The organism is Streptomyces sp. MK37H (genome assembly GCF_018035285.1).
GTDB classification, from domain to species: Bacteria; Actinomycetota; Actinomycetes; order Streptomycetales; family Streptomycetaceae; genus Streptomyces; species Streptomyces endocoffeicus.
Window position 1 is genome coordinate 1 of record NZ_JAAAYH010000151.1, and the last position, 18,561, is coordinate 18,561.

Below are 18,561 nucleotides of genomic sequence, written 5' to 3' on the forward strand. Positions count from 1 at the left end.
AGCAGGCCGTAGCCGAGTCCATCGCCGGGGACGGCCCGCAGCTGTTCCTTGATCTGCTTCACGGCCCGGCCCGTGGCAGGACCGCCGAGGCGGATCTCCGCGAGGTCGAGGGCCCCGGTGTCGAGCCGTACGGGGTGGCTGTGGGCGAACGGGCCCACGGTGCGGGAGAGATCGGCGCCGCTCCCCAGGGCGCCACGTCCGTGGTCCGGCACCGCCACGTCCATGAGGAAGCCACCGGTCCGGTCCTGGCCGTCGCGCCAGGCGGCGAGGGCCGCGGTCAGCCCGGTCAGCAGGACGGTCTCGGCGCCGGTGTGGAACGCGTCCGGCAGGGCGGTCAGCACCGCCGCCGTGGTGTCGGCCGGGATGCGTACGGAGGCGCGCCGCACCGGGGCCTTCGCGTCGCGGGCCGGGTCGGTCGGCCGGGTAGTGAGCAACGAGTCGCCGGCGGCGAGGAGTTCGGCCCAGGCGGGCAGCTCCGCACGCCGTTGCGCGCTGTCGGCCTGCGTGGTCAGGGCCTGCGTCCAGTGGCGGAACGACGTCGGAACCGACGCGATCTCCCGCCCCGCGATCGCGGCGGCCACGTCCTTCAAGAGGATCCGCCAGGACACCGCGTCGACCACCAGCCGGTCCGCGACGACGAGCAGCCGCCCCGGCGCGTCCGGCCCGCTGTCGCACCACACGGCCTGGGCCATCACCCCGGCCGGCCGGTCCAGCCGCCGTCCGGCCTCGGCCGACTCGGCGGTGAGCAGCCGCTGGACGCGATCGGCGTCCATGCCTGCCGTCGCCACCCGCCGCGTCCACGGGCGGACGGACACCGAGCCCGCCGGGGGTACGGTCAGCCGCCGCTCCGGCGTGGTCTCCAACCGGGCTCGCAGCATGTCGTGGCGATCGACGACGGCCTGCAGCGCACGGACGATGTCGCCCAGGTCGAGCCCGGCCGGGAGGTCCAGCACGGCCGACCGGAAACCCACGGTCCTCTCGGGTCTCGAGGGTCCCTGAAGTCCCTCGTGGTCCAGCAGTTCGTGCATGGCCGGGGAGAGCGGCAGGTGTCCGGCGCCGCGTGCCCGGTCACCTGTCGTGGCGCTCTCATCCAGCGGCTCAGCGACATCGGCGAGGCGGGCCGGGGTGGCGAGCTCGAACACCTGGTACGGGGCGATCACCAGCCCGGCGCGCCGGGCCACCGACACCAGCAGCATGGTCAGAATCGAATCGCCGCCGAGTTCGAAGAAGGATGCCTCCGCGCTGACCCGTTCCAGGCCGAGGATCTCGCCATAGAGCCTGCAGAGCAGCTCTTCGGCGGGCGTCCGCGGACCACGGCCCTCGGCGGCGTCGGTGAAGTCGGGTGCGGGGAGGGCGGCGCGGTCCAGCTTGCCGTTGACGGTGACCGGAGGGGCATCCAGGGCGACGACCGCGGTGGGCACCATGTACTCCGGCAACCGCCCGGCCACGTATTCCCGCAGCCCGGCGGTGTCCACGTGGTCCCGTTCGGGGACGACGTAGGCGACGAGCCGCCGGTCCCCGGGACGGTCCTCCCGTACGACCACGACGACGTGGCCGACACTCCGATGCCCGGCGAGAACGGCCTCGATCTCACCCGGCTCCACCCGGAAGCCACGCACCTTCACCTGCTCATCGGCCCGGCCGCCGAAGACCAGCTCACCGTCGGCAGTCCGCCGGGCGAGGTCGCCCGTGCGATACATCCGCCCGTCCGTGAACGGGCAGGCCACGAACCGTTCCGCCGTCAGCCCCGGGCGGCCGAGATAGCCACGCGCGAGCCCCGGCCCCGCGACGTACAACTCGCCCAGCACACCCTCGGGGACCGGCCGCAGCCGCTCATCCAGCACGAAGACGCGCGTGTTGGCGATCGGCCCACCGATCGGCACCGGCCCGGACGGCGTCAGCGGCGCGCTCATCGTCGCGCATACGGTGACCTCGGTCGGGCCGTACGCATTGATCATCCGCCGTCCAGGGGCCCACCGCTCCACCAGTCCTGGCGGGCACACTTCACCCGCCACCACCAGCGTCCGCAGACTCTCCGGCAGCTCCTCCACCGTGGCCAGCACCGACGGCGGCACGGTCGCATGCGTGACGCCGTACTCGGCCACCGTCTCGCTCAACGACCCCTGCGGCGGCAACCTGTCCGCGTCAGCCATCACCAACGCGGCACCCGAGAGCAACGCCATGCAGATCTCGGATACCGCGGCGTCGAAGCTCAACGACGCCAGTTGGAGCACCCGCGCATCGGCGTCCACCGCGAACCGGTCGATCTGCGCGGCCGCCAGGTTGCCGATGCCGCGATGGGTCACGAGCACGCCCTTGGGACGGCCCGTCGAGCCCGAGGTATAGATCACATACGCCACATCATCGGCATCCACGGCCACCGCGGGCGCCGATTCACCCTCCGCGGCCGGATCCCAGACCAGGCACTCTACCCCGGCCGGAACCAACGCCCGCGTCTCCTCCGAGCACACCGCCAGCACCGGCCCGGCGTCCTCGACCATCCATCCGATCCGCTCGGCCGGATACGCCGGGTCGACCGGAACGAACCCCGCCCCGGCCTTCACCACCCCCAGCCACACCGCCACCAGCTCGGCGGACCGGCCCAGCACCACCGCCACGAGGTCACCGTGCCCGACCCGGTGCGCGGCCAGCGCCCCGGCAACTCGGTCCGCCCGAGCCCCCAGCTCCGCGTACGACCACTCCAGACCGTCCGCGCCGATCACCGCCACCGCGTCCGGCGACTCGGTCACCTGGGCGTCGAACAACTCGCCCAGCGGTCGCCAGGATTCGGTCGTGCCATGCATGGATGTCTCCCTCTGCCGCGGTACGCGATGGCGGTGGTCGGAGCTACGTGTGCTCAGCCGTGGCCGGGCGGCGGGCCACCGGGCATCGCCCGCGTTCCCGGACGAGGTCCCGGTCCCGGAAAGGGCGCAGGACCCGGCCCCGGCCCCGGGAACGGACCAGCCCCCGGACCCGCCGGATACGGCCCACGAGGAGGCCCGACCGGCGCATGACCATGGGGCCCCGGCCCATGCCCATTGCCCACCGGCCCGTGACCATGAGGCGGCACCGGCCCACGCCCATTGGGCGGCGCCTCATGACCATCCGGCCCCCCACGCCCCGCGAACTGCGTGCGGTGCAGCTCCGCGTAAAGCCCACCCAGGGCAAGGAGCTCCTCATGGGTGCCGCTCTCCCGCACCCGGCCGCCGTCGATCACGAGGATCTGGTCGGCGTCGCGGATCGTGGACAGCCGGTGGGCGATCACCAGCGAGGTGCGCCCCGCGAGCGCGGTCTCCAGTGCCCGCTGCAGCGCGGCCTCGGACTCGGAGTCGAGGTGTGCGGTGGCCTCGTCGAGGACGACGACCGGTGGCGCCTTGAGCAGCAGCCGGGCCATGGCGATGCGCTGTTTCTCGCCGCCGGAGAGCCGGTAGCCGCGGTCGCCCACGACGGTGTCGAAGCCGTCGGGGAGGGACTCGATCAGGCCCCAGATCTGGGCGGCCCTGCAGGCGTCGATCATCTCCCGCTCGGTGGCCTCCGGACGGGCGTAGCGGAGGTTGTCGCCGATGGTGGCGTGGAGGAGATAGGCGTCCTGGGTGACGACGCCGATGGTGTCGTAGAGGGACTCCAGCGTGAGGTCCCGGAGGTCGTGTCCGTCGATGCTGACGGTGCCCTCGCCGGGGTCGTACAGCCGGGGTACGAGATGGGTGATGGTGGTCTTGCCGGCGCCGGAGGGGCCGACGAGGGCGGTGAGCTTCCCGGCGGGCAGCCGGAAGCTCAGCTCGCGCAGGGTCCAGTCGTTCCTGGTGCGCTCCGGCCGCGGCATGGCGATCGATTCGAGGGAGGCGAGCGAGACGTCCGCGGCGGCCGGGTACGAGAACGAGACGCCGTCGAAGACGATCTCGGGCGCGCCGTCGCGGGGCAGGGCGATCGCGTCGGGCTTCTCGGAGATGAGCGGCTTGAGGTCGAGGATCTCGAAGAGCCGGTCGAAGCTGACGAGGGCGGTGACCACGTTGGCCTGGGCGCTGGAGAGCTGGTTGATGGGGCCGAAGAGCCGGGTGAGCAGCGTGGCCAGTGCCACCAGGGTGCCGATCTCGAAGGCGTCGTCGATGACGAGGTGGCCGCCGACGCCGTAGACCACGGCGGTGGCGAGCGCGCTGAGGAGGACCATCGACAGGAAGAGCAGCTTGCCGTTGACGGCGGTCAGGACGCCGAGGTCGCGGACCTTGCCGGCCAGCTTGGTGAACTGGCGCAGCTCCCGGTTGGGCCGGCCGTACAGCTTGGCCAGCAGGGCCCCGGTCACGTTGAAGCGCTCGTTCATCAGCGCGCCCATTTCGGCGTTCTGCTCCATCTGGGAGCGCATGAGCCGCTGCAGCCGGCGCCCGACGACCTTGCCGGGGAGGATGAAGAAGGGCAGCACCACCACGGAGATCAGGGTGATCACCCAGGACAGGTAGAACATCGTGATGAGGACGAACAGCAGGGTGAGCGCGGCCGAGACGACCGTGGACAGCAGTGAGGTCAGGGCCTGCTGGGCCCCGACCACATCCGCGTTGAGCCGGCTGACCAGGGCGCCGGTCTGGGCCCGGGTGAAGAACGCCAGCGGCTGGCGCTGCACATGGTCGAAGACCTCGGTGCGCAGCCCGTAGACGAGCCCTTCACTGACCCGGGCCGAGTACCACGCCTCGCCGAACCCCAGCAGCGCGCCGAGGACCGCCAGTCCGCCGACCGCCACGGCGATACCCACGACGACATCGGAATCGTGTTCGGCGATGCCATTGTCGATGAGGTATTTGAAGAGGATGGGGGTGGCCACGACAATGGCGGCGTTCAGCACGGTCATGAGCAGCAGCAGACAGATGCTGACGCGGTACGGCCGGGTATACGGAACTATCCGTTTCGCGGTCCCGGCTTTTATTTTCTGCTTGGTCACGGATGGGTCGGGGCCCACCGCGCGAATCATCATCGGCCCTGGGCCGCCTATGGACACGACGCTCTCCTCGGCTTGGGTCGTCCCGACCTATGTGAGCTGGTCGATGAGGCTCTTGGGGCGCATGTCGCGCCAGTTCTCCTCGATGTAGTCCAGGCAGTTCTTGCGGGCGTCCTCGCCGAATACGACGCGCCAGCCGGCCGGTACCTCGGCAAAGGCGGGCCACAGCGAATACTGGCCCTCGTCGTTCAGCAGGACCAGAAAGGAACCGTTTTCGTCGTCGAACGGATTGGTCATCTTCACTCCTTCCAACTTCCCTGGAGCGGGCCGGAATTCAAGGTAACGAGGGCCCGTCGGGAGCGGCAAGGTCGACTATTGAAGTGGCGTCCAACCGCGTATTCTCTGCACTTGGACAACGGGTGAAACCCCGCGGAAACCGGAGCCGGGGCATTCTGGATCCCGTTGTCCAGGGGGCAGGGCCGAGCGGGGCAGGTTGGACAGACCGAGGAGGGGGAGCGGGTGCGCGTGCTCGTGGTGGAGGACGACCAGGAAATGGCGCAGGCGGTGGCCGTCGGCTTACGGCGGGCGCAGATGGCCGTCGATGTGGCGTTCGACGGGGAGAGCGGTCTTGAGCGGGCGCTGCTCAGTGACTACGACGTGATCGTGCTGGACCGGGATCTGCCCGGGATGCACGGCGACGAGATCTGCTCCGAGCTGATCGCGTCCGGCTGCCGCAGCAGGGTGCTGATGCTGACCGCGGCGGCCTCCGCGGAGGATCTGGTGGACGGGCTCAATCTGGGGGCCGACGACTATCTGGCGAAGCCGTTCGACTTCCCGGTGCTGATCGCCCGGATCGGGGCCCTGGCCCGGCGGGCGCATCCGGCCGTGCCGCCGGTGGTGCACCACGGCGACCTGGTGGTGGACACGGCGCGCCGCAAGGCCGCCCGGGCGGGCCGGCCGCTGGAGCTGGCGCCCAAGGAGTTCGGCGTGCTGGAGCTGCTGCTGTCGGCCAAGGGGCGGGCGGTGTCGGCGGAGGAGTTGCTGGAGCGGGTGTGGGACGAGGCGGCCGATCCGTTCACCAGCGCCGTGAAGATCACCATCAGCAGGCTGCGGGCCAAGCTGGGCGAACCGCCGGTGATCGAGACCGTCGCCAAGCGCGGCTACCGGATCTGAGGCCGCCGATGCCTTCACTGTCCCGGCTAATGTCTCCGCTGTCCCGGCTCACCGCCCGGCTCGCGCACTCGGCCCTGCCCCGGCGTACGGTCCGGCTGAAGCTGACGCTGCTGTACGGGGCGCTGTTCCTGCTCTCGGGGGCGGCGCTGCTGACGATCACGTATCTGCTGGTGCTGGGCGCAGGCGGCGGTTCGCTGTCCGGCGGGCAGCCCGCGCCGGACGGCGGTGGGCCGCGGGCGGGCGAGACCGATGGCCACTCCCCGCCGGTACCGCCGCCGCGGGGGCGCATCGGGGAGAGCACCCGCGACATCCTTCCGGCCGCGGCGCGGGAGATCATGGAGCTGCAGCGGGACGCCGTGCTGCACGACCTCCTGGTGCAGTCCGCGATCGCGCTCGGGCTGATGTCGGTCATCTCGATCGCGCTGGGCTGGGTGGTCTCGGGGCGGATACTGCGACCGCTGCGGACGGTCATCGGCGCCGCCCGGGAGATCTCGGCGACGAGCCTGCATCAGCGCCTCGCGCTTGAGGGCCCGAGCGATGAACTCAAGGAGCTGGGCGACACGTTCGACGGTCTGCTCGGCCGGCTGGAGACGTCGTTCGAGGCACAGCGCCGGTTCGTCGCCAACGCCTCGCACGAGCTGCGCACTCCCCTCGCCCGGCAGCGGACACTGGGGCAGCTGGCCCTGTCGGATCCCGACGCGGACGTGGCATCGCTGCGCGCGGCGCATGAACGGATCCTCGCCGCGGGCGCCCAGCAGGAGCGCATGATCGAGGCGCTGCTGACCCTGGCCCGTAGCCACGCGGGGATCGAGGTGCGGCGGCCGTTCGACCTGGACCGGCTGGCGCGGGAGGTCGTGGCGGCCCGCCGGACGGATGCGGAGCAGCGGCGGGTCACGCTGCGCTGTGCGCCGGCGGCGACGGTCGCGGCGGGCCACCGGCCGCTGGCCGAACGGCTCGTCATCAACCTGGTGGACAACGCGCTACGGCACAACGAGCCGTACGGCTGGGTGGAGGTGGCCACGGCGGACGAGCCCGGCCGGGCGGTCCTGACCGTGGCCAACTCCGGTCCGGTGGTGCCGCCGAGCGCGCTGGACCAGATGTTCCAGCCGTTCCAGCGGCTCGGCGACCCGCGGACCAACAAGGACGGTCTGGGCTTGGGGCTGTCGATCGTGCAGGCCATCGCGGTGGCGCATGACGCCACGCTCGCCGTGGAGGCCCGCCCGGAGGGGGGCCTCGTCTTCACGATCGGCTTTCCGCACCCGCCGGGCCACCGGCAGGAACCGCCAACGGGCCACCGGAAGGAGCCGCCACCGGACCACCGGCCGGGATCGCCACCGAGCCACCGGCCGGAAGTGTCACTCGCCCACCGCCCGGGACCGCCACTGGACCACCGCCCGGGACCGCCACCCCAGCGGCGAGGGGAGCGGTGAAGAAGTCGACGAGCGCGGCGTTCACCGCGGCCGGCTTCTCCAGATAGCCGTAGTGTCCGCAGCCGGGGATCTCGGTGTAGCGGGCGCCCGGGATGGCGTCCGCGACCTCCCGGGTGAGCTGCGGCCTTACGATCAGGTCGTGCTCGAAGCCCAGGACCAGGCACGGGCAGCGGATGGCCGCGTACGCGGGCAGCCGGTTGGGGATCAGTTGCAGGCCGAGCTGGCCGCGGACCGAGGCCAGGTCGACGGCGGAGATCTCGAAGATGTCCAGCCAGTCGCGCAACCGCTGCTCATCGGCCAGGGTCTGCGGGGACAGGCTCTGCAGCGCGTTGACATAGGCGGCGTAGCGGGGCGGCAGCTTGACCCCGCTGTCGGCCAGGTCCATCTCCGCGATCGCCTGGGCGGTGGCGAAGGTGTCGGCCCGGCCGCTTGTCGCCATCAGCACGGCCGACCGGACGAGTTCGGGCCGGGCCAGGAGCAGCTCCTGGACGATGATGCCGCCCAGCGAGAAGCCCACGACCCGGCACGGGCCCGCGCCGAGGTGCTCGATGAGGCCCGCGATGTCCGCCGCCATGTCGTCGAGGGTGAAGCCCTCGACGCAGGGATCGCTCGGCGGGATCCCGCGGTTGTCCACGGTGATCACCTTGAAGCCGGCCGCCTTGAGCGCGGGCACCTGGTGGGTGCGCCACATCCGGCCGGGGGCCCCGGTGCCGGTCACCATGACGACCGGGTCCCCCGTGCCGTGCTCCTCGTAGTTCAGCTGGATCCCGTTGATCCGGACGACAGGCATCGTCAGGCCGGCCCCGGCTGCCAGAGCATGCCGTCGTCGGAGGTGATGAGACCGCCGGGGAACATCGGCACATCGGGGCCGAGATCCTCGCCGAGGAAGGCCCGGCTCTGCACCTGCGCGCCCTCCTGCATCGCCTGGCGCACCGCGGAGGAGCGGAACAGCGGCGTCATGTTCCCCTGGGCGTCCGCGGACATCTCGTCGATGGCGGAGACGAACTCGGCCGACTTGGACTTCATGCGCAGCGCGGCCGACTCGGCCCCGTCGAGGTCGAACTCCGAGGACGACACGCCCGCCACCAGCTCGACGAACGACTCCAGTTCGGTGTGCTGGTTGCGGGTGACCTTCTTGGCCGACCAGAAGTAGGAGTTCTCGTCGACGTGCATGTCGTAGAAGGACATCAGGAACTCGTAGAAGACGCCGTACTCCCGGCGGTAGCGGGCCTCGAACTCGGTGAACGCCGCCTCCTCCGAGACGATCCCGGCCAGGCTGCTGCTGATCGAGCGGGCCGCCAGCAGGGCGCTGTAGGTGGCCAGGTGGACGCCGGAGGAGAAGACCGGGTCGACGAAGCAGGCGGCGTCGCCGATGAGCACGAGGCCGGGCCGCCAGAACTTGGTCTGGTGGTACGAGTAGTCCTTGCGCACCCGCAGCTGGCCGTACTGGCCCTCCGTCACCCGGGTGGCGTCCGACAGATACTCCTTGATCAGCGGGCATTCGTCGATGAGCGCCAGCAGGGCCCGCTCCGGATCGCCCTGGATCTTGTCGGCGTTCTCCCGGCGGACGACCGCGCCGACGCTGGTGAGGTCCGGGGTGAGCGGGATGTACCAGAACCAGCCGCTCTCGAACGCCACGGACAGGATGTTGCCCGAGTTGGGGGCGGGCAGCCGCTTGCCGCCCTCGAAGTAGCCGAACAGCGCGAGGCTGCGGAAGAACTGCGAGTACTCCCGGGTGCCGCCCACCCGCTTGTGCAGCCGGCTGCCGTTGCCCGACGCGTCCACGACGTAGCCGGCGTGCACCTCGTGTTCGGTGCCGTCCGCGTCGGTGTACCGCACGCCGGTGACCCGCTCACCGTCCTCGAGCACATCGGAGACCGACGCCCGGAAGCGGACCTCGGCGCCCTTCTCCACCGCGTGTTCCAGCAGGATGGTGTCGAACTTCGAGCGCTCGACCTGGTACGCGTGCGAGGTGGCCCCCGCGATCTTCGGGGACACCGAGAAGGAGAACGTCCACGGCTCGGTGTTGGCACCCCAGCGGAACGTGCCGCCCTTCTTCGGGGTGAACCCGGCCGCGGCCAGCTTCTCCGCCACCCCGGTCATCCGGCAGACGCCGTGGATCGTGGACGGCAGCAGCGACTCGCCGATCTGATACCGCGGAAACGTCTCCTTCTCCAGAATCAGGACCCGGTGGCCCCGCATGGCGACGAGCGCGGCGAGCGTCGACCCACCGGGACCGCCCCCGACCACCACGACGTCGTAACTCTCACGACCCTCGCTGACGTCGTACTCCTGACGACCCTCACTGCTCATTGTTTCCCCCTCCTGGCGTCCATTGCTCTTCTCGGTAGCGGTAGCGGTAGCGGCAGCGGCAGCGGCAGCGGCGGCAGCGCACCGGGGCGCGGCCGCGGTCATGCGCCCTGCCCCTGCCCCGCGAACCGGCCGACCTTGCCGATGACGTCCTCGCCGTACAGGCGCAGCGCCTGCTGCAGCGCGAACTCGGCCATATAGCGGCGGAACTCCTCGACCGGCTCCTCGGCCCCGCCCAGCATCCGCCGGTTGGGCACGACCGCCGGGCCGCCGAGCCGCTCCACGGCGCCGGCCACGGCCGTGTCCATCTCCTCCGGCTCGACCACCTCGTCGATCAGCAACCGGGCATCGGGTTCGGTGGCCCGGATCCGACGGCCCCGCAGGATGACCTGCCGGGAGATCCGCGGTCCGGTGTGCCGGCCGAGCCGGAAGTTCGCGGCCCCCGGCACGATGCCCTCCCGGGCCGCGGGCAGGCTGAGACAGGCGTCCGACGCGGCGAGCACATGGTCGAAGACGAGCAGCAGCTGGGTGCCACCGCCGATGGCGAACGTCTCGACGGCCGCGACCCACGGCTTTTCGACCGTCGGGGAGTGCCAGGGCGCGGTGTCGGTGCGCACTCCCCTGACCAGCTTGTGGATATAGCCCAGCTCGCGGCGGAGCAGAAAGCCGACCAGCGAAATGGCCCCGGCGTGCAGGCTCTTGAGGTTGATGCCCGCGCTGAACACCCGCCGGCCCCGGTAGCGGGGATGGCTCATCGTGCCGCCGCGCACCACCCCGACCCTCACCTCCGGGTCGAGCAGCGCGAGGTCCACGGCGGTCTCCATGTCGTCGACCTGCTGCTCGTCCTCGGCGTTCAGGCAGTCGTCCCGGCACATCGTCAGATACGCCGCGCCGTCGCGCCGCTCCATCCGTACGGAGGCCGTCTCGAGGACACCGGTCCTCGTGAACTCCGGCAGCAGCCGCAGCGCCCGTGGCGTCGGCCGGAGCATCGCGTCGAGCAGATGCGGCCCGGACCGGGGCGAGCCCAGCACGGCGCGCAGGAAGATGCCCTGGTCGATCTCGTACCCTTCCTTGTCCGCCTGCCGCCGGGCGCGGTCGGCCGCGAGCTGTCCGGCCGTGGGCAGCAGCGCGGGGAAGGCGTCCGCGGCGGCGCTGACGAGTTCGGCGATGCGGAGCTCATCGGCGCCGCCGCTGGTGAGGTGGTCGTACACGGCGTCGGCGTGGGTGTGCAGATAGCGCGTCCGCAGCGCCCGGGCGGTGTCCTTGGCCGCGGCGAGCCCGGCCCGCTCCTCAGGTCCCCGGGCGCCGGGTTCCGGCAGTTTCGCCACCAGTTCGTCGACGCGGTAGGCCGCCTGCCGCAGCTCCGGCCAGAGCGGGACGGTCATGACGCCTCCACCACGGGCGGCCGCAACGCCCGGTCGCAGGCGGCCAGATGGGGACCGAGGGCGTCCTCGAAGCTGGTCGTCGCGGCGTCGAAGAGCAGCTGCCGGCGGATCGCGACCTCCTTTCCGGCCAGCCCGCTGACCAGCCCGGTGGCGGCCGCGACCGCACCGGCCGGGTCGTCGGCCAACTCGTCGGCCACGCCGAGCGCGAGCGCCTCGGGGGCCTCGATGGGCACACCGAACAGCAGTGCCCGACGGACCCGCGCGGGCCCGGCCAGCTGCACGAGCCGGTAGCCGGCCATACCGGGCCAGGTCGCCGTGGTGTCGCCGTGGACGAGCAGCCGGGTGCCCGGGGTGACCACCCGGACGTCGCAGACGAGGAAGGCGTCCAGGGCCGCGCCGCCGCAGTCGCCCGAGGCCACCGCGACGGTGGCCCGGGGCAGCCGCTCCAGACGGCGCAGTGTCCGCTCCCATTTGCTGATGCGCATCACATCGAGGTCGCCGGTCCACCCCACTGCCGGGGCCCCGCCTACCTGTACGGCGACGACTCCGCGGCCGGGGCGGTCCTCGGCCTGGTCGCACACGGCCTGTACGGCGTTCACGGTCGCGGCGGTCGGCGGCTCGGCCCCGTCGATCGCCACGGTCAGCAGTTCTTCCATGCCACCCTCCGCGTTCACCACTGGACCAGCGCCGTCTCGATCGTGGAGCCGGGCCCCATGGTCATCAGCACGCCGTACTCACCCGGTTTGGCGACTCCCTCGTCCAGGAGCCGTTCGTAGGAGAACAGGAACGAGCCGCTGGACACGTTGCCGTAGTCGCGCAGCACACCGACGGTGTGCCGGACGTCGTGCCGGGTGAGCCCCAGGTTGACGACGACGGCGTCGATGACCTTCTTGCCGCCCGAGTGCACCAGCCAGTGCGAGATGTCGCTGCGGCGCAGCCCGGTGTCCACCAGCAGCCGGTCCACGACCAGTTCGGCGTGGGCGCCGACCACATACGGGATCTGCGGATCCAGGTAGAAGCTGAAGCGGCCCTGCTCGCGGTCCCAGTCGTAGCGCATGGCGTCGGAGGCGTCCGGGATGATGCAGCTGGCGAACTTGAGGATGCGCGGCCCCTGGGGGTCTGCCGCGCCGTCCGGTCCTGAGCGGAGCGCGATCGCGCTCGCGCCGTCCCCGAAGAGGCTGTTGACGACGGCGGTGCGCATCGTCGAGTCGATCGCGTACGCGGCGGAGCAGGCTTCCGCGCAGAGCACGACGGCGAGTTCGCCGGGGTGGGCGACGGCCCAGCCCGCGACCACGCCCAGGGCGTTCAGCCCGGCGTTGCAGCCCATGCCCACGATGTCGGAGCGGCTGCAGTGCCGGTCGATGCCGAGCTCCTTGATGAGCAGGGCGCTCAGCCCCGGGGTGAGGAGTCCGGTGGAGGTCACACAGCACAGGTGGCGCAGCTCGGCCAGCTCGGCACCGGCCCGCTTGAGGCAGGCGCGCAGCGCCTCGGCGCCCATCTCGATGGCCTTGGCCTTGTGCTTGTCGAGCAGGTCGCCCTGCGGTTCGGGGACGCGGCCGCCCTTGCCGTCCGGTGGCGGGAGCGTCAGATGGCGGCGGTCGATGGCGCTGTTGAGGAAGACCGAACGGATCTTGGGGTCGGTGATCGCGAAGGCGTCGAGCACCTCCTGCTGGGTGTACGACGTGGATGTCACCGCTGTCCCCACGCCGAGTGCGCGGGGCCGTAACTCGGCTGCCAGGTTCATCGGAAGGTCCACCCCCACATACGCGGCTTGCTCCGGGGCCGGCGACTGCGACTCAGTCCGGACACGTTGCCTCACCTTTCTCACTGGGATCCGCTGGTGCTGTGCGACGCGCTGTGCGACGCGTTATGCGGCGCGTCATGCGACGCGCTGGACGCGTTGTGCGACACGTTGGACGCGTTGTGCGACGCGCTGTGCGCCTCGATGAAGCGCGCGAGCCTCGCCGTGCCCTCGTCGATCTCGGCGGGCGTCAGATAGCTGATGGACAGCCGGATGCCGTGGTGGCCACCGGCGCCGGGGTAGAAGTGCGCCATCGGCGTCCAGATCACGCCGAAGTCCTGTGCGGATGTGGTCAGTACGGTGTTGTCCACCCGGAACGGGACCCGCATGGTGAGGAAGAAGCCGCCGCTGGGCTCGTTCCAGCGCACCCCGAGCGCCTCCCGGCGGGCGGCGGGCAGCCGGGCGTCCAGCCGCCGCAGCATCTCCCGCATCGCCTCGCCGTAGTACGCGGCCGCCTCGGCGTTCAGCTCCGACAGCCGCCCCCGGGCGCCGAGCAGCGCGCCCGCCACGGCGGCCTGGCTCAGCGACGAGGTGTTGACCGTCACCATGCTCTTGATCTTGGCCAGTTCATCGGCCAGCAGCCGCTCACCGCCCGTGGCGTCCCGGACCCGCTGGTCGGCCACGACGAACCCGACCCGGGCGCCGGGGAAGACGGTCTTGGAGTACGAGCCCAGGTGCACCACGCGGCGGGCCCGGTCCCGGGACTTCAGCGTCGGCAGCGGGGTGCCGGGGCTCACCTGCCGGTACGGGCTGTCCTCCAGCACCAGGAAGTCATGGCGCTCGGCGAGCTCCAGCAGCTCCTCCCGCGCCTTCGGGCCCATGGTGTTCCCGGACGGGTTGGAGTGGTCGGGCACCACGTAGAAGGCGCGGGGGCGGCGGCCGCGCGCCCGCTCCGCCAGCACCGCGGCCTCCAGATCGGCGGCGTGGAACCCGTCCTCGCGCTCCTCCACCGGGCACACGGCCACGTCCAGCAGCCGGGCCGCACCGGTGATCCCCACATAGCAGGGGCTGGAGACCAGCAGAACATCGTCGGGGCCCGCGAAGAGCGCGCGCAGCACCAGCAGCATGGCCTCCTGGGCGCCGACGGTCACCACGATGGACTCGGCCGGCACCTCGGTGTCCTCGTCCGCGCGCAGCGATTCGGCGATGATCTGCCGGATCTGCCCGGCGGTCGGCCCGTACTGGTACAGCGCGGTACGGATGTCGGCCGGTGAACTCCCCTGCTCAGCCAGGTGGTCCAGATAGCGGCGGATGTGGGTGAAGACCTGCTCGGTGTCGAAGAAGCCGTCGTACGGCCGGCCCGGGGCGAAGGAGATCGCGTCCGGATAGCGATGGGTCACCTCGTTGAGGAAGTTCATCGTGTCCAGCACCGGCTCGGAAACGCTGCCGTGCAGCTCTGCCATTTCGAGGTATTCGCGTTGACGGGTCTGCGCGGCGACGGTGGTTCCTGCCATGAATTCCCCCGGGCGGCAAATGAATGAGAGGGGCTCGAATGAGAGTGAATTGAATGAGGGCGAGTTGAATGAAGGCGACTACGATGAGGGCGACTTCAAGGAGAGCGGCCGAATGAGGGCGGCTCGGATACTTCAGCATCACACGCCCGTCGGTCTTTCGACAACGCCGTCCAATTGCTCGAACTGCGCGCTTGGACGGGCTTGTCGGCGGCCCTGTGGAGCGCTATCCCGCGGACACCGATTCAGCCGGTGCCCGGTCCCATCCGTCGGCGCCCAGCTTGGCCCCGATCCGCTCGGCGTCGGCAGCGGGAACGGGGACGCGCACCCGGAGCCCGCTCTCCTCCGCGGCCTCCACGGCGACGTCGTCCACGGCGACGCCGAGCGCCGCGACGGCGCCCAGCAGCCGGGCCAGCTCCCCCGGGCGGTCCGGGACCAGGATCGGTAGCCCCGCCTCGGCCGCGGGCGGACCGGCGCCAGGGCGAGGCAGCCCCGCGAGCCCGGCGACGCCCCGGGACAGCAGGTCCTCCAGAGTCCGTACGCCCTGGTCATGGCCTGCGCCGTTGCCCTCGGCGAACATGTCTTCCCCGGCGAGCAAGTCTTCCTTGGTGAGCATGCCTTCCTTGGCGAGCACGTCCAGCGCCGCCGCCACCCGGGCCAGATCGGCCCGCAGCTCCTTCACCACCCCGGCCATGGCGGCCGCGTTGGACCGCAGGATGTCGCTCCACAGCCGGGGGTCCCCGGCGGCGATCCGGGTCACGTCGCGCAGCCCCTGCCCGGCCAGCAGCGGCACCCCGGCCGGGCCGTCGCGCAGCCGGGCGGCCATCACGCTGGCCAGCAGATGCGGGACGTGCGAGGTCAGCGCCACCACCTCGTCATGCTCCCGGCTGCGCATGACCACCGGGGCGGCGCCGCACAACTCCGCGAGCTCCAGACCCCGGTCGAGGGCGGCGCGCGAGGTCAGCCGGTGCGGCGTCAGCGCCCAGGGGCGGCCCCGGAAGAGCTCGGGCCGCGCCGCCAGCGGCCCCGACCGCTCCCGGCCGGCCAGCGGATGGCCTCCGACGTAGCGGGAGGGCTCGGGGGCGCGGGCGAGCACGGCCCGCTCCGGGCCGGCCTTCACGCTCGCCACATCGGTGTAGGCGCGGGCCAGACCGCGCGCCTGGGCCGCGATCAGCACCTCGGCGATCCGGCTCGGCGGCACCGCCAGCACGGCCAGGTCGACCGGCTCCGGCGGGTCCTCCGCCCGGCCCGCGCCGAGTGCGGCGGCGGTCCTGGCGGCGGCCCGGTTCCGGTCGGAGAGATACACCGACACACCCTGACCGGTGGCGGCGAGCGCGACCGACGTACCGATGAGGCCGGTGCCGATGACAGCCATCGTGTGCATCACAAGACATCACCCGTCCAAGAGGACCGCGACCCGGAAACACAAAACACGGCACAGCTTATGGAGAAGGCCCGGCGTCCACGAGTTCCGTTAACCGCCGGAATGGCACCGATGGCTGGACGCGCTTATGGCCGCCTAGAGTTCTGCGGTCTCGGTTTTCTTCCCATCTGGGGGGCCATCATGAGGAATTCATCGAAAGCCGCGGAGCCGCTCGCGGATCTCGCCATCGACTATGTCGAGTTGTATGTGGAGAACCTGGATTCGAGCGCGTTCCAGTGGGTCGACCGGTATGCGTTCGGCATCGTCGGCAGCGGTGGTTCCGCGGACCACCGCAGCCTGGCGCTGCGGCACGGGGAGATCACGCTGGTGCTCACCCAGGCGACCTCCGACCGCCACCCCGCCTCGGCGTACGTGCTCAGCCACGGCGACGGCGTCGCGGACATCGCGCTGCGCACCGCCGATGTGCGGGCGGCCTTCGAGGCGGCGGTGGCTAACGGCGCCGGTGTCCACCGGCAACCGGCCCGGCACACCGGTGACGGCCCGTCCGTCACCGCCGCGGTGCACGGCTTCGGGGACGTGGTCCACACCCTGGTCCAGCGCGCGCCGGACGCGGGCCCCGGGCTGCCCGCGGGTTTCGTGCCGACGGACGGCCAGGAGCGGCCCGACGGGCCGGGTGCCACGGTGGGCCCGGCCGAGGTGGGCCCGGCCGAGGTGGGTCTGCTCGACATCGATCACATCGCGGTCTGTCTCGGCACCGGCGGCCTCGGCCCGGCCGTCGCGTACTACCAGCAGGCACTGGGCTTCCGGGACGTCTTCGCGGAGCACATCGTCGTCGGCGCCCAGGCGATGCACTCGAAGGTCGTGCAGAGCCCGTCCGGCACCGTCACGCTCACGCTCATCGAGCCCGACGACACGGCCCTGCCGGGGCAGATCGACGAGTTCCTGAAGAGCCACCAGGGCTCGGGCGTGCAGCACCTGGCCTTCTCCTCGCCCGACGCCGTCGGCTCCGTGCGCGCCCTGTCCGACCGCGGCGTCACCTTCCTCACCACGCCCGACGCGTACTACGACCTGCTGGGTGAACGGATCGACCTCAGCCCGCGGCGCCTGGCCGATCTGCGCGCCACCGGAGTGCTAGCGGACGAGGACCACGACGGGCAGCTGTTCCAGATCTTCACGGCCTCCACCCACCCGCGGCACACCCTCTTCTACGAGGTCATCGAGCGGCAGGGCGCCCAGACCTTCGGCAGCGCGAACATCAAGGCGCTGTACGAGGCCGTGGAGCTGGAGAGGACCGGGCAGCGTGACTTCCGGCGCTGACCGCACCGATCGCGGTGCGGCCGGGGCGGGTGCTGACGCCGTGGCCGGTGTCGAGCGCCTGGCCGACGCCGAGTGTCTGGCCGACGCCGAGTGTCTGATCGGCGCCGAGTGTCTGACCGACCTCGAGCGCGCCGCCGCTGCCGTCGTGCCGCCCGACGTCCGGGACTTCGTGGCGGGCGGCAGCGGTGACGAGCTGACGCTCGCCGCCAACCGCGCGGCGTTCGACCGCACCTTCCTCGTGCCCCGGGTGCTGCGGGACGTCTCGCGGTGCACGACGGACGCCACGCTGCTCGGCCGCCCGGCGGCGATGCCACTTGCGGTGGCCCCGGTGGCGTATCACCGGCTGGTGAGCGCGGACGGTGAACTGGCCACCGCCCGGGCGGCGAAGGCCGCGGGGGTGCCGTTCGCGGTCTCCACGCTGAGCAGTGTGCCGGTCGAGCAGATCACCGCGGTCGGCGGGGCCGTCTGGTTCCAGCTCTACTGGCTGCGCGACGGCGCCCGGACGCTGGAGCTCGCCCGCCGGGCGGAGGACGCGGGCTGTGAGGCGCTCATGCTCACCGTGGACGTGCCGTGGATGGGCCGCCGACTGCGGGACATCCGCAATCGGTTCACGCTCCCGGCCGAGGTGCGGGCCGTCAACATCGACGCGGGCGGGACGGCACACATCCGGCCCGCCGGTGCCTCGGCCGTGGCCGCGCACACCAGCGAGGCGTTCTCCCCCGCGCTGACCTGGGCCATCGTGGACCGGCTGCGGGAGCACACACGACTGCCGCTGGTGCTCAAGGGCGTCCTGGCGCGCGAGGACGCGCTGCGCGCCGCCGAGTCGGGCGTCGACGCGCTGGTGGTCTCCAACCACGGCGGCCGTCAGCTCGACGGCGCCGTGCCGAGCCTGGACGCGCTGGCCGAGCTGGCGCCCTTGCTCGGCGGCCGCTGCGAGCTGCTGCTCGACGGCGGCGTCCGCAGCGGTACGGACATCCTCAGGGCCCTGGCCCTCGGCGCGGCCGGGGTGCTGGTGGGACGGCCGGTGATCTGGGGTCTGGCCGCGGCCGGTGAGGCGGGTGTGCGGCGGGTTTTCGAGTTGCTGGCCGCCGAACTGCGGTCGTCGCTGGGGCTGGCGGGCTGCGCCGATGTCACCGAGGCCCGGAGCCTGCGCACCATACGGTGAACCGCGTCGTCGCCGCCGCACAGGCGATCCGGCCAGGACGGGCCCCTCTTCCTGGCCGGATCGCTGGGTCGGCATATGGCTTCGGCCGGAGCCGTCCAACCAGCGATTCCCGCTGGTTGGACGGGCCCGGAGGGGGTCCGTCCTACGGGGTGGCCGGCGGGTCTTTCCCCTCCCCGCCCCTTCCCGGCGGCATCGATACGCGGCTCCGCCGCGTGCTG

At 71.8% G+C, this 18,561-nt stretch carries 13 protein-coding genes and 1 pseudogene; 4 read left to right on the forward strand and 10 right to left on the reverse strand.

Going from position 1 to position 18,561, the window contains the following annotated elements:
• From GWI24_RS21565 to GWI24_RS21575, 3 genes are all read right to left on the reverse strand, one after another.
• A partial coding sequence (locus GWI24_RS21565) for a non-ribosomal peptide synthetase (RefSeq protein WP_210947559.1) occupies window positions 1-2,804 on the reverse strand: 2,804 nt, incomplete at its 3' end.
• A 53-nt stretch (window positions 2,805-2,857) separates the two neighbouring features.
• Window positions 2,858-4,963: an ABC transporter ATP-binding protein gene (locus GWI24_RS21570; RefSeq protein ID WP_210947567.1), complete on the reverse strand. Its 2,106-nt coding sequence runs from the start codon at window positions 4,961-4,963 to the stop codon at window positions 2,858-2,860.
• A 54-nt stretch (window positions 4,964-5,017) separates the two neighbouring features.
• Window positions 5,018-5,224, reverse strand: coding sequence for an MbtH family protein (locus GWI24_RS21575; protein WP_020866836.1), 207 nt, complete (start codon window positions 5,222-5,224; stop codon window positions 5,018-5,020).
• A 222-nt stretch (window positions 5,225-5,446) separates the two neighbouring features.
• On the opposite strand from GWI24_RS21575, the gene GWI24_RS21580 reads away from it, so the two are divergent.
• Both GWI24_RS21580 and GWI24_RS21585 read left to right on the forward strand, forming a co-directional pair.
• The gene (locus tag GWI24_RS21580) at window positions 5,447-6,100 is read left to right on the forward strand and encodes a response regulator transcription factor (RefSeq protein WP_198280680.1); all 654 of its coding nucleotides are present in this window, start codon (window positions 5,447-5,449) and stop codon (window positions 6,098-6,100) included.
• Window positions 6,101-6,129: 29 nt separating this feature from the next.
• Window positions 6,130-7,530 (forward strand): HAMP domain-containing sensor histidine kinase, encoded by a 1,401-nt coding sequence (locus tag GWI24_RS21585; protein WP_247616692.1) that lies wholly within the window; start codon window positions 6,130-6,132, stop codon window positions 7,528-7,530.
• Here the strand turns inward: GWI24_RS21585 and GWI24_RS21590 are convergent.
• The 7 genes and pseudogenes from GWI24_RS21590 to GWI24_RS21620 all read right to left on the reverse strand — a co-directional run.
• Window positions 7,529-8,320: pseudogene (locus GWI24_RS21590) on the reverse strand (alpha/beta fold hydrolase); the annotation flags it as partial. The gene GWI24_RS21585 and the pseudogene GWI24_RS21590 overlap by 2 nt on opposite strands.
• A gap of 2 nt (window positions 8,321-8,322) precedes the next feature.
• Complete coding sequence (locus GWI24_RS21595) at window positions 8,323-9,843, reverse strand: tryptophan 7-halogenase (protein WP_210947561.1); 1,521 nt, start codon at window positions 9,841-9,843, stop codon at window positions 8,323-8,325.
• Between the two features lie 98 nt (window positions 9,844-9,941).
• Complete coding sequence (gene dpgC / locus GWI24_RS21600) at window positions 9,942-11,225, reverse strand: (3,5-dihydroxyphenyl)acetyl-CoA 1,2-dioxygenase DpgC (protein ID WP_210947562.1); 1,284 nt, start codon at window positions 11,223-11,225, stop codon at window positions 9,942-9,944.
• Window positions 11,222-11,881, reverse strand: coding sequence for an enoyl-CoA-hydratase DpgB (gene dpgB, locus GWI24_RS21605; RefSeq protein ID WP_210947563.1), 660 nt, complete (start codon window positions 11,879-11,881; stop codon window positions 11,222-11,224). The genes dpgC and dpgB overlap by 4 nt, the downstream gene beginning before the upstream one ends.
• 14 nt (window positions 11,882-11,895) lie before the next feature.
• Window positions 11,896-12,969 carry a 3,5-dihydroxyphenylacetyl-CoA synthase DpgA gene (gene dpgA, locus GWI24_RS21610; RefSeq protein WP_210947564.1) on the reverse strand — a complete coding sequence of 358 codons (1,074 nt, stop codon included), beginning with the start codon at window positions 12,967-12,969 and terminating at the stop codon, window positions 11,896-11,898.
• 80 nt (window positions 12,970-13,049) lie between these two features.
• The gene (locus GWI24_RS21615) at window positions 13,050-14,480 is read right to left on the reverse strand and encodes a PLP-dependent aminotransferase family protein (protein ID WP_247616693.1); all 1,431 of its coding nucleotides are present in this window, start codon (window positions 14,478-14,480) and stop codon (window positions 13,050-13,052) included.
• Window positions 14,481-14,703: 223 nt separating this feature from the next.
• Window positions 14,704-15,852 carry a prephenate dehydrogenase gene (locus GWI24_RS21620; RefSeq protein ID WP_210947565.1) on the reverse strand — a complete coding sequence of 383 codons (1,149 nt, stop codon included), beginning with the start codon at window positions 15,850-15,852 and terminating at the stop codon, window positions 14,704-14,706.
• 189 nt (window positions 15,853-16,041) lie between these two features.
• Between GWI24_RS21620 and hppD the strand changes: the two genes are divergently transcribed.
• Together hppD and GWI24_RS21630 are read left to right on the forward strand one after the other, a co-directional pair.
• Window positions 16,042-17,178 carry a 4-hydroxyphenylpyruvate dioxygenase gene (gene hppD, locus GWI24_RS21625; protein ID WP_210947566.1) on the forward strand — a complete coding sequence of 379 codons (1,137 nt, stop codon included), beginning with the start codon at window positions 16,042-16,044 and terminating at the stop codon, window positions 17,176-17,178.
• Window positions 17,179-17,254: 76 nt separating this feature from the next.
• Window positions 17,255-18,343: an alpha-hydroxy acid oxidase gene (locus GWI24_RS21630; RefSeq protein ID WP_210947569.1), complete on the forward strand. Its 1,089-nt coding sequence runs from the start codon at window positions 17,255-17,257 to the stop codon at window positions 18,341-18,343.
• Window positions 18,344-18,561 lie beyond the last annotated feature (218 nt).

Coding starts and splice junctions, on each gene's coding strand:
- GWI24_RS21595 (WP_210947561.1), bottom strand. CDS start 9,843: ATGAGCAGTGAGGGTCGTCAGGAGTACGACGTCAGCGAGGGTCGTGAG.
- dpgC (WP_210947562.1), bottom strand. CDS start 11,225: ATGACCGTCCCGCTCTGGCCGGAGCTGCGGCAGGCGGCCTACCGCGTC.
- GWI24_RS21570 (WP_210947567.1), bottom strand. CDS start 4,963: ATGATGATTCGCGCGGTGGGCCCCGACCCATCCGTGACCAAGCAGAAA.
- dpgA (WP_210947564.1), bottom strand. CDS start 12,969: ATGAACCTGGCAGCCGAGTTACGGCCCCGCGCACTCGGCGTGGGGACA.
- dpgB (WP_210947563.1), bottom strand. CDS start 11,881: ATGGAAGAACTGCTGACCGTGGCGATCGACGGGGCCGAGCCGCCGACC.
- GWI24_RS21585 (WP_247616692.1), top strand. CDS start 6,130: ATGTCTCCGCTGTCCCGGCTCACCGCCCGGCTCGCGCACTCGGCCCTG.
- GWI24_RS21620 (WP_210947565.1), bottom strand. CDS start 15,852: ATGGCTGTCATCGGCACCGGCCTCATCGGTACGTCGGTCGCGCTCGCC.
- GWI24_RS21575 (WP_020866836.1), bottom strand. CDS start 5,224: ATGACCAATCCGTTCGACGACGAAAACGGTTCCTTTCTGGTCCTGCTG.
- hppD (WP_210947566.1), top strand. CDS start 16,042: ATGAGGAATTCATCGAAAGCCGCGGAGCCGCTCGCGGATCTCGCCATC.
- GWI24_RS21615 (WP_247616693.1), bottom strand. CDS start 14,480: ATGGCAGGAACCACCGTCGCCGCGCAGACCCGTCAACGCGAATACCTC.